Annotated in this window: 9 protein-coding genes; 6 read left to right on the forward strand and 3 right to left on the reverse strand. The window is 45.2% G+C overall.

All coding sequences use genetic code 11. The features are described 5' to 3' along the window. The first annotated feature begins 43 nt into the window (after positions 1 to 43). From GKS34_RS02280 to GKS34_RS02290, 3 genes are read left to right on the forward strand one after another with little or no spacing between them, the layout of a single operon-like run. A complete protein-coding gene (locus GKS34_RS02280; RefSeq protein ID WP_163383184.1) occupies positions 44 to 1,117 on the forward strand; it encodes a 3-oxoacyl-ACP synthase III family protein in 1,074 nt (357 codons plus the stop codon). Between the two features lie 16 nt (positions 1,118 to 1,133). Then, positions 1,134 to 1,964, forward strand: a complete 831-nt coding sequence (locus GKS34_RS02285) for an amidohydrolase family protein (protein WP_163383185.1) — start codon at positions 1,134 to 1,136, stop codon at positions 1,962 to 1,964. 11 nt (positions 1,965 to 1,975) lie between these two features. Further along, on the forward strand, positions 1,976 to 2,311 hold the full coding sequence (locus tag GKS34_RS02290) for an L-rhamnose mutarotase (RefSeq protein WP_163383186.1): 336 nt from the start codon (positions 1,976 to 1,978) through the stop codon (positions 2,309 to 2,311). A gap of 142 nt (positions 2,312 to 2,453) precedes the next feature. Here GKS34_RS02290 and GKS34_RS02295 read toward each other — a convergent pair whose 3' ends face one another. Genes GKS34_RS02295 through GKS34_RS02305 form a run of 3 tightly spaced genes read right to left on the reverse strand, consistent with a single transcriptional unit; the run spans position 2,454 to position 5,258 of the window. Further along, positions 2,454 to 3,821: an NAD(P)(+) transhydrogenase (Re/Si-specific) subunit beta gene (locus GKS34_RS02295; protein WP_163383187.1), complete on the reverse strand. Its 1,368-nt coding sequence runs from the start codon at positions 3,819 to 3,821 to the stop codon at positions 2,454 to 2,456. 5 nt (positions 3,822 to 3,826) lie between these two features. Next, complete coding sequence (locus GKS34_RS02300; RefSeq protein WP_163383188.1) at positions 3,827 to 4,144, reverse strand: NAD(P) transhydrogenase subunit alpha part 2; 318 nt, start codon at positions 4,142 to 4,144, stop codon at positions 3,827 to 3,829. Between the two features lies 1 nt (position 4,145). Continuing rightward, on the reverse strand, positions 4,146 to 5,258 hold the full coding sequence (locus GKS34_RS02305) for a Re/Si-specific NAD(P)(+) transhydrogenase subunit alpha (protein WP_163383189.1): 1,113 nt from the start codon (positions 5,256 to 5,258) through the stop codon (positions 4,146 to 4,148). 562 nt (positions 5,259 to 5,820) lie between these two features. Between GKS34_RS02305 and GKS34_RS02310 the strand changes: the two genes are divergently transcribed. The 3 genes from GKS34_RS02310 to GKS34_RS02320 all read left to right on the forward strand — a co-directional run bounded on the left by GKS34_RS02310 (position 5,821) and on the right by GKS34_RS02320 (position 14,196). Next, positions 5,821 to 7,149, forward strand: a complete 1,329-nt coding sequence (locus GKS34_RS02310; RefSeq protein ID WP_240459163.1) for an AGE family epimerase/isomerase — start codon at positions 5,821 to 5,823, stop codon at positions 7,147 to 7,149. Between the two features lie 134 nt (positions 7,150 to 7,283). After that, positions 7,284 to 10,712 (forward strand): HEAT repeat domain-containing protein, encoded by a 3,429-nt coding sequence (locus tag GKS34_RS02315; RefSeq protein WP_163383191.1) that lies wholly within the window; start codon positions 7,284 to 7,286, stop codon positions 10,710 to 10,712. 70 nt (positions 10,713 to 10,782) lie between these two features. Further along, a complete protein-coding gene (locus GKS34_RS02320; protein WP_163383192.1) occupies positions 10,783 to 14,196 on the forward strand; it encodes a HEAT repeat domain-containing protein in 3,414 nt (1,137 codons plus the stop codon). Positions 14,197 to 14,204 lie beyond the last annotated feature (8 nt).

Consider the following 14,204-nt stretch of genomic DNA (forward strand, 5'->3'; position numbering starts at 1 on the left):
GCGCTTTATTTTCCAACAGAATTGTTCACTGATACAAAAGCACATGATTAGTAGTATTATCAAAGGATCCGGAAGTTATTTACCAGCTATTAGAGTACATAACGAGGATTTTTTGTCTCGGGAATTTTATGGTGCTAATGGAGAAAGACTGGTAAAACCGACTCCAGACATAGTGGCTACCCTTCAAAAAATAACGGAAATCAAGGAAAGAAGGTATCTCGAAGATCATCTGATGACTTCTGATATGGGTTATTTTGCAGCGAAAATGGCTCTCGATTCCTCCTCCATTGATGGTGAATCGCTGGATTACATTATTGTGGCACACAATTTTGGAGATATTCGAAAGGGTAATATCCGCATCGATACCTGCCCCACCATTGCGGCCAGGGTCAAGCACAAGCTTGGTATAGTAAATCCATATACAGTTGCTTACGATTTGCCGTTTGGTTGTCCCGGATGGCTTCAGGGGATTATCCAGGCCAATTATTACATTCAATCCGGGGATGCCAAACGGGTGATGGTAATAGGTGCTGAAAATCTTTCCCGTATATCCGATCCTCACGATATGGACAGCATGATTTTTTCGGATGGTGCGGGAGCAGTTATCTTAGAGGCTTCCGAAACAGCACAAAGAACGGGGATTCTATCCCATTTAACCCGGTCTGATACGCTGGATCATGCTCATTTGCTCACTATGGGCCCCTCTTACAATCCGGATTATCCGGACGACACCCTATTCTTAAAAATGAATGGTAGGAAATTGTATGAGTACGCTATAAAGACCGTTCCGCCTACGCTAAAGGCCTGTATCGACCGTTCAGGAGTCCCTCTGGAAAAGATCAAAAAGGTGCTCATACACCAGGCGAATGCCAAAATGGACCACAACATTTTGGAGCGTCTATTTCAGTTGTACAATCAGACAGAGATACCAGCGGACCTCATGCCTATGAGTATTCAAAAGCTTGGAAATAACTCTGTGGCTACCGTCCCGATTTTATACGATTTGGTGGCCAAAGGCGAAATGGAAAACCATCGGTTTGTCTCTGGAGAATATGCATTATTTGCTTCGGTAGGAGCCGGTATGAATATAAATGCGATGGTGTATTGCCATCCCTAATCAGACATTTGAAGCTATGGAAAAAATCGATTCCCATCAGCATTTCTGGCATTACGATACAAAACGGTTTCCCTGGATAGGGGAGGGTTTGGAAATTTTAGCTAGCGATTTTCTACCTGATCAGTTGCACTCCCTAATTCAGGCAAATGAGGTAGTAGGGACCGTGGCTGTCCAGGCGGTTCCCGAAGATGCCGAAACCGAGTTTCTATTAGATCTGGCGGAAGAATATCCCTTTATCTTAGGCGTGGTTGGCTGGATTGATTTGACTTCAGATCAGTTGACAGATAAATTACATGCTTACCAGCCCTTTCCCAAACTAAAAGGCTTTCGGCACCTACTGCAGGATGAGACCGATCCGAAATTTATCTTAAAACCAGCTTTTCAGCGAGGATTGGCAAAAATTTTCGAGGCTGGATACAGCTACGATTTACTGGTACTTCCGCACCAACTGGAGGGAGTCATTCATACCGTTGAAAATTTTCCGAAGGGAAGGTTTGTATTGGACCACCTGGCAAAGCCCTCGATTCGTGAAAGGGAGATAAGTCGCTGGAAAGACAAGATCATCGAACTCAGCAGCTATCCACAAGTATCCTGCAAAGTTTCCGGGATGGTGACAGAAGCTGATTGGCAAAATTGGGAGCAAACGGATTTTTATCCCTACCTGGATGTGGTAATGGACGCTTTTGGAGAAGACAGATTACTTTTCGGATCCGACTGGCCGGTTTGTAAGTTAGCCGCTTCCTACCAACAGGTCTGCGAGATTTTGGAATCCTACCTGGAGGGAAAACCCGAAGCCTTCCAAAACAAAGTATGGTATGAAAATGCCAGGAAGTTTTACAGACTTTAACTTAAAGGCAAATGAAACGCTATTGTTTGGCATTAGACCTTCAAGATGATCCAGAAATCATTGATCGGTATAAATCACGGCATCAACAGGTACCCCCGGTCATTGAGGAAAGTATTCGGAAAGCAGGTATCCAGGTCATGGACATATACCTGACCGGCAACAGACTCTTTATGATTATAGAAGTAGATGAAGACTTTTCGTTTGAAAGGAAAGCTCGTATGGATGCTAATAATATACACGTGCAGGAATGGGAAGAACAAATGGGAAGCCTTCAGAGATCCTTGCCCTGGGCCGCTCCTGGTGAAAAATGGGTGCTAATGGAACGGATTTTTTCACTTGGAGATTAGCTAGAAAATTCAAGAATCAGCCCCTGTGTAACTCAAGTCCATTTGAAGGTAATGTACTTAACGTGATTCAAGGTGTTTGGTCATCTTAAAAACCAAAAAAGCCGCCCTTTGTTTAGGGAGGCTTTTTTTTGGTGAATGAGTTTTACATGTTTTTCACTTCGCTAACCAGTCCATTCAGGACCTTCTTCGCATCTCCGAAAAGCATTCTGGTCTTAGGATCAAAAAAGAGGGCATTTTGAATGCCAGCGTAGCCGGAACTCATGCTCCTCTTTATGACGATGACATTGGTTGCTCTGTTCACTTCCAGAATAGGCATGCCATATATCGGACTGGAAGGATCGTCGTTGGCGGCAGGGTTGACCACATCATTTGCACCGATTACCATCACCACGTCCGTATTTGGAAGCTGTTCGTTCATCTCATCCATTTCGATCAGCTTGTCATAAGAAACATCCGATTCCGCGAGCAACACATTCATATGTCCGGGCATCCGGCCAGCTACGGGATGAATTCCGTAGGTAACCTCTACGCCTTTCTCTTCCAGGATTTTTTCCAGATCATGCACCGCGTGTTGCGCCTGAGCTACAGCAAGCCCATAGCCGGGTACTACTACTACGCGTTTGGCGTACGCCAGTAAGATAGCACTGTCGTAGGTGTTTATTTCTTTAGCCACCTGATCTCCGTCCTCTCCAGAGGTGCTTGCGCCTGAGGCGGATCCGAAGGAGGTAAAGAGGATGTTGCTGACAGAACGGTTCATGGCCTTGGCCATCAGTAAAGTCAGCAGCAAACCTGCCGATCCTACCAAAATACCTCCCATCAACATCACCTTGTTATCGTACAATAATCCGGTTGTGGCTGCTGTCACCCCTGTCAACGAATTGAGCAGCGAAATAACCACTGGCATGTCGGCACCTCCGATTGGGTAGACAAATAATAACCCATAAATCAAAGCCAAAAACACCAAACCGTACACCAGCATGGGTTGGGGTTCACCTGAGTTTAGAACGTACACTGCAAGGGCGATTGAAAACCCAAGTACAATGAATGCAAGGATTTTGTTGACCCGGATATCTTTGATAATTCCCTGGAGTTTTCCCATAGCAATCATGGATCCGGAAAAAGAGACAGAGCCGATGATGAGGCTGGCCATCAACACGGCTCCTTTTCCCGTGTCATCAACCGGGAGGTCTCCGTATTCCACCATGCCAATTAACGCCGCGGCCGCGCCGCCCATACCGTTAAAGAAAGAGACTAACTGGGGCATGGCCGTCATTTGTACGGTTTTGGCAGAATACAACCCGCCTACCGTTCCAAGGGCGATGGCAATGAGTATAAGCGCAATGTTATCCAAACCAGGGGTGAAAAAAGAGGCAATGATAGCCAAAATCATTCCTGCAAGGGCAATGCTATTGCCCTTTCTGGCCGATTCGGGATGACTCATTAATTTTATTCCCAGAATAAAAAGCACCACAGCTACCAGATAGCATATATCGATTAGTTGTAAAATCATAGTTATTATTTTTTACCGGGTTTCTTTTTAAACATTTCTAACATGCGGTTGGTAACGGCAAAGCCTCCCACCACATTCAGTGTGGCGAGCAACACGGCTAAAAATCCCAATACCAAAGCCAGGTAATTGGCGGGGTCGGTTTTTCCCAGAACGATAATGGATCCCACGATAACCACTCCGGAAAGGGCGTTAGACCCAGACATTAGCGGGGTGTGCAAGACAGTAGGAACTTTGGAAATCACTTCTATCCCCACGAATATGGCCAGAATGAATATGTAAAATTCTTGTTGATTGACTGATATATAGTCTATGATCGCTTCCATTTTATTTTAATAAAGGTTCATAAATAACCTTGCCATCATGTGTGATGCAGGTTCCTTTGATAATAGCATCCTCAAAATTGAGGTTGATTTGATCCTCTTTGAGCAATAATTTGAGTAAGTTCTGAACGTTTTTGCTGTACATTTTACTGGCATCTTCCGGCATCGTGGAAGGCAATACTGAGTTCCCGATAACAGTGACCCCACTTATTGTGACGGTTTTGTTGTTTTCCGTGCCTTCGCAATTTCCACCATTCACAGCAGCCAGATCCACTACTACGGCACCGGCTTTCATCTTTACCAACATGCTTTTAGTGATTAAAACGGGGGCTTTCCTACCTGGTATCAAAGCCGTGGTAATAACCACATCCGATTTAATAATGGACTTTTCCAGCATTTCCGATTGCTTTTGTTTGTATTCTTCGGATTGCTCCACGGCATATCCTCCGGCTCCTTTGTCCTCTACGGCTCCCGGAACCTCTACAAACTTACCTCCCAGACTCTCTACTTGCTCTTTTACAGAAGGTCGCGTATCAAAAGCTTCCACTACAGCCCCTAATCTTTTGGCAGTGGCAATGGCCTGTAGACCGGCCACTCCCGCTCCGATTACAAGTACTTTAGCAGGAGCGATGGTTCCGGCTGCCGTCATTAGCATGGGGAAAAATCGGGGAAGAGTAGCAGCAGCCAGCAGGACCGCCTTGTAGCCAGAAACGGTACTCATGGAGGACAATACATCCATGCTTTGCGCTCGTGTGATTCGCGGAATGGAATCCATGCTAAACAGCGTGACTCCTGTTTCTGCCAATTCCTTCACTAGATCCCGAGCTACGAGAGGCTGGTATACGCCAATAAGGTACTTACCCTTGGATAGTTTTTTTTGCTCTTCCAGTTCAAGCGGGTTGATTTGGAAAATCATTTCAGCCGAATCCAGCACTTCTGCTCTGGTTTTTACGCTGGCACCTGCTTCTTTGTAAATCTCATCGGAAAGGAAAGCGAATTCTCCAGCTCCTTTTTCAATCAGTACCTGATTGCCCGATCCCGTGAGTACCTTTACTGCCTCCGGATGCAGGGATATCCTGGTTTCCGGAGAAGGTTCTTTTAAAATTCCTAAAATCATAGTGGTGGTTAATTGATTACTTCAAAAACAATTCCAAATCCAGCGGTTGCTCCTGCTTGTGGTTAAGTTAGCCTTTTAACTTTGGCAGTGCAAAAAAAGCACTTTTTTAGGGATTTTACAGTAATGTCTTTTAAAAGTTTACTAAAATAAAGCTCAAAACCATTTTTTTAATTAAATTTCAAAACATAATCGAAAATATTAGCAATTGATCTTGCCATTAAATCTCGGACACAGGATTGATTGCATTTTGGAACAACAAAAACCATTAAAATACCGACCTATGCGAATGATACGTCTATTTATTCCAGTCTTACTTACCGTTCCTTCATTGGTATTTTCCCAGAATGCTACCAGCGAAGAAAGCCTCCCTTTTTTTGAATATTGGCCTGTAATATTATTACCCATTTTCGTTATTGTATTGTACCGGTACTGGAAAAAGCGCAAAAACCAATAACTTAAGAAGTTATTGACCTAATCGCGAGAAGATAAATAACCCAATAACCCCATCATAATGACCAAACTGCCCCCATACCTATTAGCGTTCCTTTTGCTCCCAATTTTCATGGCTTCCGCGCAAGAGGCGGTTCGCCTGGCTATTGCTGAGGAGATTGCCTATTCCATAAAACACGAAATGATTAATCATTGGTATCCCAAAGCCTATGATACCCAATTTGGAGGGTATTTGAGTAGTTTTGAATATGATTTCTCGCTCTCTGAAAATCAAAATAAAATGATCGTCTCCCAGGCAAGGCATCTCTGGACCTTATCAAAAATTAGGGAAAGGTTTCCTGAAGTGGGCCATTACGAGGTAGGAGCAGAAATTGGGTTTGAATTTTTGCGGGACAAATTTTGGGATTCTGAATATGGAGGCTTTCATACCCTGTTGACCAGGGACGGTACTTTGCCCCCGGACAGTTCAGGTGAGAAAACAGCCTATGGCAATGCCTTTGGTATTTATGGTTTGGCCGCTTATTACAAGGAAACAGGCAACCCGGAGGCATTGAAACTGGCAAAGAAAGCCTTCTATTGGTTAGAAGAACACAGTTACGATTCGATGCATGGTGGGTATTTTCAAAACCTCTACCGGGATGGAACTCCCATCATGCGCACGGCAGAAACCCCTTCTACCTCAACCATTGGATATAAAGATCAAAATAGTAGCATTCATTTATTGGAGGCATTTACCGAACTGTATCAGGTTTGGAAAGATCCCCTGGTGAAAAAACGTACGGAAGAACTCTTAAAGCTGATAAGAGACACCATTGTCCAGGAGCAAGGTTACCTGCAGCTTTTTCTGGAAGCAGATTGGACTCCGGTAAGTTTCCGGGATCAGGGCAGGGAGGCCATCGAAAAGCACCATGCCATCGACCATGTTTCCTATGGCCACGATGTGGAGACGGCGTACCTGATGATGGAGGCTTCTCACGTTTTAGGTCTGGAAAACGATTACAAAACCTGGGATATCGGAAAGAAAATGGTAGATCATGCGCTGACTTTCGGGTGGGACGAGGCTACGGGTGGCTTCTTCGATGGGGGATACTATTTCCCCGGAAGGGAAACTCCCGAAACGCTTAGAGATACAAAAAATTGGTGGGCACAGGCTGAAGGGCTCAATACCTTGCTCATCATGGCTGATTTGTATCCTGACGACCCGTATCGCTATTTTGAAAAATTTAAGAAACAATGGGATTACATACAGCAATACCTGATTGACCACGAGCATGGAGAATGGTATTCGGGCGGACTGGACAAACAGCCCGATCTGAAACTGGAAAAAAAAGGTCACATCTGGAAAACAGCCTATCATAATTTCCGATCGTTGAATAATTGCGAATTGAAATTACGGGACCCATCGCATTTGAGCCTTACCATTAAAAAGAGCGAAAACTAAAAAAAAGTTGAGAATTCGGCTTTTATAAAATTTTAGTTTTTCACTCCTTAACTTTTTCATATATTGACGGGCATATTTTAATTAAAATTTGATTTTCAGAGATAAATCAGAAAATCAAATCACACAATCAATAAATGGGATCAAGAAATCATAAAGCAGCTATTAATTTGAGAATTTGGCCTTTTGTAATCTTCTCCGGACTAACCTTTTTTTATGCTTGCAATCCTTCCCAAGACGAGTTACGGATCAAGCAAATTAGTAAAGAATCAGCTTCCCAAATGGCGGCCGAGCTGGAGAACCTGGTACAACCTGAATTGGAGGAGGGCTTGGAAATTTCGCTTTGGGCATCCGATTCATTGGTTTTTGACCCTATTTCCATTGATTTCGATGATAAGGGAGCCTTGTACTACAGCCGGACAAACCGGCAAAAAAGTTCTGAATTTGATATACGTGGCCATCAGGACTGGGAAATAAAGTCTATTGGCCTTCAGTCCGTTGAAGACAAAAGAGCATTTTTGAGAGAGGAATTATCGGAGCAGAATAGCGATAAAAACCAGTGGCTGACGGATGTCAACGCCGATGGAATCCGTGACTGGAGGGACATGACCGTAGAAAAGGAGCATATTTACCGCCTTGAGGATACAGACGGAGACGGTCTGGCCGATCAATACCAGTTGGTTTTTGAGGGATTAAATGAAGAAGTAACAGATGTAGCTGGTGCCGTCATGAAATACGGAGATGACCTATTTGTAGGGGCAGGACCAGATATGTGGCGCATGCAGATAAACGAGCGTACCGGCCTGGTAGAGGAAAAAAAATCCATCTCTCACGGTTTTGGGGTGCATATTGGTTTTGGTGGTCATGGGATGTCAGGAGCAGAAATGGGTCCGGATGGCAGGGTTTACTGGGGAATAGGCGATATCGGCTTTAACGGAGTGGATCAGGAAGGAAACCATTACAAGTATCCCAATCGCGGCGTCATTGCTCGTTCCAATCCGGATGGAAGTGATTTTGAAATTTTTGCGATGGGAGTGCGAAACACTCATGAATTTGTTTTTGATGATTATGGCAATCTGATCAGCGTGGACAATGATGGTGATCACCGAGGAGAAAGTGAACGTCTTGTATACCTGGTGGACGGGTCGGATACCGGTTGGAGGATAAACTGGCAATTTGGAAAATACCGGGACCCCAAAAATAACTCTTATAAGGTTTGGATGGACGAAGGTATGTACTTGCCCAGACATGAGGAGCAGGCAGCTTATTTCATTCCACCCATAACCAACTACGTCAACGGTCCGACCGGAATGTTGTATAACCCAGGTACCGCTCTGGGAGACAAGTGGAAAAACACCTTTTTTGTAGCAGAGTTCGTCGGTAATCCAGCCCGATCCGGTATTCATGCCTTTAAGTTGGAACCCGAGGGAGCAGGATTTTCCCTAAAAGAAACCAAGAAAATCATGGGTGGTATATTGGCTACCGGGATGGATTTTGGTCCAGACGGCGCTTTGTATTTTTCCGATTGGATCGATGGTTGGGGAACAAAAGATTATGGTAGAGTCTGGAAACTGGACGATATGTCCGGGAAGAACAATCCGGTAAGAGAAGAAACTGAAAGCCTGATGAAGGCTGATTTTGAAATCAAGGACCTTTCTGAATTGGAATCTTTATTGGGGCATGCGGACAAGCGAATCCGTCAAAAGGCACAATTTGAATTAGTCACCCGAGGAGATAGAGGATGGGAGGTTTTTGATAGTCAGCTGAATCAGGTAGGCAATCAACTGGCACGGGTACATGCCATTTGGGGGATTGCCCAGATGGGTCGGGCAGGAGAGAAAGAACGGGCAGGAGAACTCCTGGTAAACTACCTTGACGATAGTGATTCGGAAATCAGGGCTCAGGCAGCACGCTGGATTGGTGATATTCGCTTTGAAAATGCCGGAGATCCCTTGATTCCCTTGCTTCAGGACAGCTATCCGCGGGCTCGCTTCTTCGCTGCCGAAGCCCTGGGAAGGGTTCGTCACGAAGCTGCAGTTCAGCCACTGATAAACATGCTTGAAGCAAATAATGATGAAGATGTTTATTTACGGCATGCCGGAAGTCTGGCCCTCGCTCGAATTGGCGACATGGAGGCGGTTCAGAACCTACACAAACATTCCTCCCGAGCGGTCCGGATAGCTGCAGTAGTCGCACTCAGGAGAATGAAGGCACCTTCTATTGAGCTGTTTTTAGAAGATGGAGATGAGTACATTTTGGCAGAGGCTGCTCGGGCTATTAACGATGATTTTTCCATTGACGAAGCATTGCCTGCGCTTGGAAATATTTTACAAAGGAGCGACCTCAGCTCTGAGCCACTTCTTCGACGTGCTATCAATGCAAACGTTAGGGTTGGTTCGGAATCGGCACTTGACAATCTACTGAACTATATTTCCAGGGAAGATGCACCGGTAGCCATGCGAAAGGAAGCTATGGAATCAGTCTCTACCTGGGCATCTCCCTCCTTGCTAGATAGGGTAGATGGCCGGTATCGGGGAGAAATGAGCAGGGATCTGTCCGCACTTAAGGCTCAGGCATCGGATGTAATACTGCAAATGCTAAATCACCGAAACAATCGCCTTCGTTTGGCAGCCGTTCAGGCAGCCGGCCAAATAGAAATGTTCGAAGCTGCCGATCTTTTGTTTACAAAACTTCAAAATGATAGTAACGAAGAAGTACGGGAAGCCGCATTGCGGGCGTTGGCTAGTTTGGAATGGGATGAAATGAATCGCGCACTGGAGTGTGCAACACGTGATCCGGCGAAAATCGTTCGGATAGCTGGCTTAGATTTAATGGGAGAGATGGATTTTGATGGAGGACTGCTGGCTGATTTATTAAAAGAAGTCATTGATAAACAAGACATTGAAGAAAAGCAAGCTGCCCTGCTTACATTGGCAGAAGTGGAAGCATTGCATGCGGTACCTGTAATGGAGGATTTACTGGATCAATGGGAAAATGGAAAGCTGCACCCAGGGCTGGTGTTGGAATTGAGTGAAGGGGTGGAAATGCTTGGCAATGAGCGGCTGTTGGAAAAATACTCATCCATTCAGTCTTCACTAAGTACCGATGAGTTATTGGCTTCCTATGCGGGTAGCTTATATGGAGGCGATGAACGGGCTGGAGGAAGAATCTTTTTTCAGCACCAAAACGCGCAATGCATGCGATGCCATGCGTATAATGATTATGGCGGAATGGCAGGCCCCCGTTTGAATGGGATAGCGAACGTGCTGAATAGGGAAGAATTGTTGGAGGCTCTGATCAACCCGGGTAAACGGGTGGCTCCGGGGTATGGGATGGTAACGCTGAAGCTAGATAAGGGAGAAACGGTATCCGGTATCTTGGTTTCTGAAAATGAAGAAGTAGTAAACCTTAAGATCGGAAACGATCCTGAAAAATCGATACCTAAAAGTCAGATTCAGGAAAGGACGGACGCGCTGTCTTCGATGCCTGATATGAAAGGGCTGCTTACTAAGCGTGAGATCCGGGATTTGGTCAGTTTTTTAGTCACCCTGACCGATGAATGGTAAGTGGGAATACCCGATCGGATTTAAAAATTGAACGGAGTAACAAGAAGGGAATAAAATTGGTTAATATCACATGTTAAAGAAAATTCAATTGACGAATAGACCCATCCTTTTCATACAACTATTTATTTTGGTAATACTTTTTCGCTGCTCGGAAAAGAGGCAAGAGCCAGTTACCATCGAATTGACGCAAGAGGAGGTAAATGACCAAGCTCAGGCCGTCTTGGATTTGGTAAAGCCTCAAACACACGCTGACTTAAAATTAGATATTTGGGCGGTAGATTCTCTGGTAGCTGACCCCATTTCCATGCAGATAGATGATTTGGGGCGTGTGTATTATAGCAAGACCAATCGAAGAAAAATTTCCGAATTTGATATCCGTAGTCATCAGGACTGGGAGATTTCTTCCATCAAAATGAAGCATGTGGATGATAGGAGAGCATTTATTCACCAGGAGTTGGCGCCTGAGAACAGTTCCGAAAACGAATGGTTGCCGGATATTAATCAAGACGGGTCCCATGATTGGAAAGATCTGACAGTAGAAAAGGAGAACGTTTTTCGATTGGAGGATACAGATGCAGATGGAAGAGCCGATCGGTCGCAATTAATTGTAAGTGACTTCAATGAGGAAATATCGGATGTGGCGGGTGCGGTCTTGTACCACGAGGAGGAATTATTTGTAGGTGTCGCTCCTGATCTTTGGAAATTACGCGATACTAATGGAGACGGGACCATGGATGAAAAGGAATCCCTCGCTCATGGATTTGGTGTTCACATAGGCTTTGGGGGACATAATATGTCCGGTTTGAAGGTGGGTCCGGAAGGGAAGATTTATTGGGGAATTGGAGATATCGGATTTAACGGTGTGGACAAGGAAGGAAATGAATATGTTTATCCTAATTGCGGTGTAATAGCAAGGGCAAATCCAGATGGAACAGACTTTGAGATTTTTGCCTACGGCGTAAGAAATACGCATGAGTTTGATTTTGATGAATACGGGAACCTTATTAGCGTAGACAATGACGGGGATCACCGGGGAGAGCGGGAAAGAATCGTTTACCTGGTAGAAGGTTCTGACACGGGATGGCGGATCAATTGGCAATTTGGTAAATATCGTGATCCCAAGAACAATTCTTACAAGGTATGGATGGATGAAAATATGCATTTACCTCGCTCAGAAGAGCAGGCTGCTTATTTTATTCCTACCATCGCTAATTACATCAACGGTCCTACGGGCATGGTTTATAATCCGGGTACAGCACTTGGGCAACAGTGGAAAAACAAGTTTTTCGTAGCAGAATTTGCAGGAAATCCTGCCAGGTCCGGTATCCATGCCTTCAGTCTGAAACCTAAGGGGGCAGGATTTGAAATGGGTGAATCCGAGCAGTTGGTAGGAGGGATTTTGGCCACCGGAATGGATTTTGGTCCGGATGGTTCCTTGTATTTTTCAGACTGGATTGATGGGTGGGTAAATAAAGGCTATGGCAGAATCTGGAAGTTAACTGACGTCACAGCCTCTGCAGATCCATTGAAAATGACGGCTTCCTATCTGGCTGCGGATTATTCGGAATTGAAGTTGGAAGAATTGGCTCAACTATTAGAATATGAAGATCAACGGGTACGCCAAAAAGCACAATTTGAATTGGCCAAACGCGGAGAATCTGGATTACAGGTGTTTCATAAAAAGTTAAAAAATGGCACTGATCAGTTGTCTCGGGTTCATTCCATTTGGGGAATTTCACAGTTTGCCCGAAAAGATGCTGAAACCGCGGCGTTACTGTTGCCTTTTCTTTTGGATAGTGACGATGAAATTCGGGCACAAGCCGCTAAATGGCTGGGAGATGTGCGGTATGTTCCGGCGGGCGAGCATCTGGTTCCCCTTTTAACGGACAATCATCCCCGGGTTCGTTTTTTTGCGGCGGAAGCGATTGGTAGAATTGGATACGAAGCCGGCAAAGAAGAATTAGTCAATTTACTGGTTCAAAACGACGATAAAGACGTTTATATCCGCCACGCAGCCAGTCTGGCACTGTCCAGGGTGGCCAGCCCTGAGTTTTTGGTTTCGCTTGCAGACCATAGTACGGATGCCGTCCGTTTAGGAGCCGTGCTTGCGCTCAGGAGACTTCGGCACGAAGGGATTACCGAATTTTTAATGGACGACAGTGAATACATTGTAGCAGAAGCAGCCCGTGCCATAAACGACGATTTCTCCATCCCGGAAGCATTTCCTGCACTTGGAAGTTTGCTGACAAAAAGAAATTTCGATTCTGAACCATTGCTTAGACGATCCATTAATGCCAATCTCCGATGGGGGACGGATGAAGCGCTTGCTAATTTATTGACATATATTAATCGTTCTGATGCTCCGGATGCGATGCGAATGGAGGCAATCGCCACTGTAAGTAACTGGGCATCGCCATCTGTTTTGGACAGGGTAGATGGTTGGTACAGGGGAGAGGTCCAAAGAGATTTGGCCGATCTAAAAGCTTCCAGTTTTGAAACGCTGATGGCCGTTGCAACCAGCGAATCTTCTGAAATTCGTGAGGCAGCTGTGAAGGCATTGGGTGACCTCACCATTGATCAGTCCTCCGAAATTCTCTTGAATCTCTTGAATTCGGACCCGATAGCTACGGTGAGGGAGGCTAGCCTGAGAGCTTTGGCCAAGATGGAACAGGCACCTATCGATGAGGCTATTGAAAAGGCGTTGGCTGATCAGGAAAAAACGGTACGGGTTGCTGGCCTGGATCTAATTGCACAGTTGGAAATTGATGACGAAACCAAGGCCTCGCTGTTGGAAGAGGTTATTCAAAAAAGGACGGTTGAAGAGCAACAAGCTGCCGTTACCACGCTTGCCAAATTAAATGAAAACGCTTCACTTCCGGTCTTGGAGCGATTACTTGACCAATTGGAAAACGGTACCTTACCTCCCTCCATAGAACTGGAATTTTTTGAAGCTATGGAAAGTATGAAAGCGGGTAGTCTGCTTAGCCGTTATGAGAAAATCAAATCCGAAATGACAGAAGATGACCTGCTGGCAAGTTATAGTGGCAGCATGTATGGGGGCGATGAGGCCAAAGGTAGACGTATATTTTTTCAGCACGCTACGGGACAATGCATCAAATGCCATGCGTATGACGACTTTGGAGGGAACGCTGGCCCCAAACTCAACGGTATCGGAAAAAAGCTAAGCAGAAAGCAATTGTTGGAAGCTTTGATCGCTCCCAGTGAAAGGTTGGCGCCCGGCTTTGGCGTTGTTACGCTTACCCTGGAAACCGAAAAAACCCTGGCCGGTATTAAGGTCGATGAAAATGATACCAGCATTACCCTGGAAATGGGTAATCAGCCGGATACAGTTATTCAAAAATCACATATCACCGAAAGGAGGGATGCCCCATCCAGTATGCCCGATATGAAAGAATACCTGACGAGAAGGGAAATCAGAGATCTGGTAAGTTTTTTAGCAACATTGGAAGAGCCATTTAACTAATTTCCGAT

Origin of the sequence: Cyclobacterium jeungdonense (assembly GCF_010994275.1) — a bacterium.
GTDB lineage: Bacteria > Bacteroidota > Bacteroidia > Cytophagales > Cyclobacteriaceae > Cyclobacterium > Cyclobacterium jeungdonense.

Bases quoted from the DNA above. Each gene is read 5' to 3' on its own strand.
- GKS34_RS02280 (WP_163383184.1), top strand. From the start codon at position 44: ATGATTAGTAGTATTATCAAAGGATCCGGAAGTTATTTACCAGCTATT.
- GKS34_RS02285 (WP_163383185.1), top strand. From the start codon at position 1,134: ATGGAAAAAATCGATTCCCATCAGCATTTCTGGCATTACGATACAAAA.
- GKS34_RS02290 (WP_163383186.1), top strand. From the start codon at position 1,976: ATGAAACGCTATTGTTTGGCATTAGACCTTCAAGATGATCCAGAAATC.
- GKS34_RS02295 (WP_163383187.1), bottom strand. From the start codon at position 3,821: ATGATTTTACAACTAATCGATATATGCTATCTGGTAGCTGTGGTGCTT.
- GKS34_RS02300 (WP_163383188.1), bottom strand. From the start codon at position 4,144: ATGGAAGCGATCATAGACTATATATCAGTCAATCAACAAGAATTTTAC.
- GKS34_RS02305 (WP_163383189.1), bottom strand. From the start codon at position 5,258: ATGATTTTAGGAATTTTAAAAGAACCTTCTCCGGAAACCAGGATATCC.
- GKS34_RS02310 (WP_240459163.1), top strand. From the start codon at position 5,821: ATGGCTTCCGCGCAAGAGGCGGTTCGCCTGGCTATTGCTGAGGAGATT.
- GKS34_RS02315 (WP_163383191.1), top strand. From the start codon at position 7,284: ATGGGATCAAGAAATCATAAAGCAGCTATTAATTTGAGAATTTGGCCT.
- GKS34_RS02320 (WP_163383192.1), top strand. From the start codon at position 10,783: ATGTTAAAGAAAATTCAATTGACGAATAGACCCATCCTTTTCATACAA.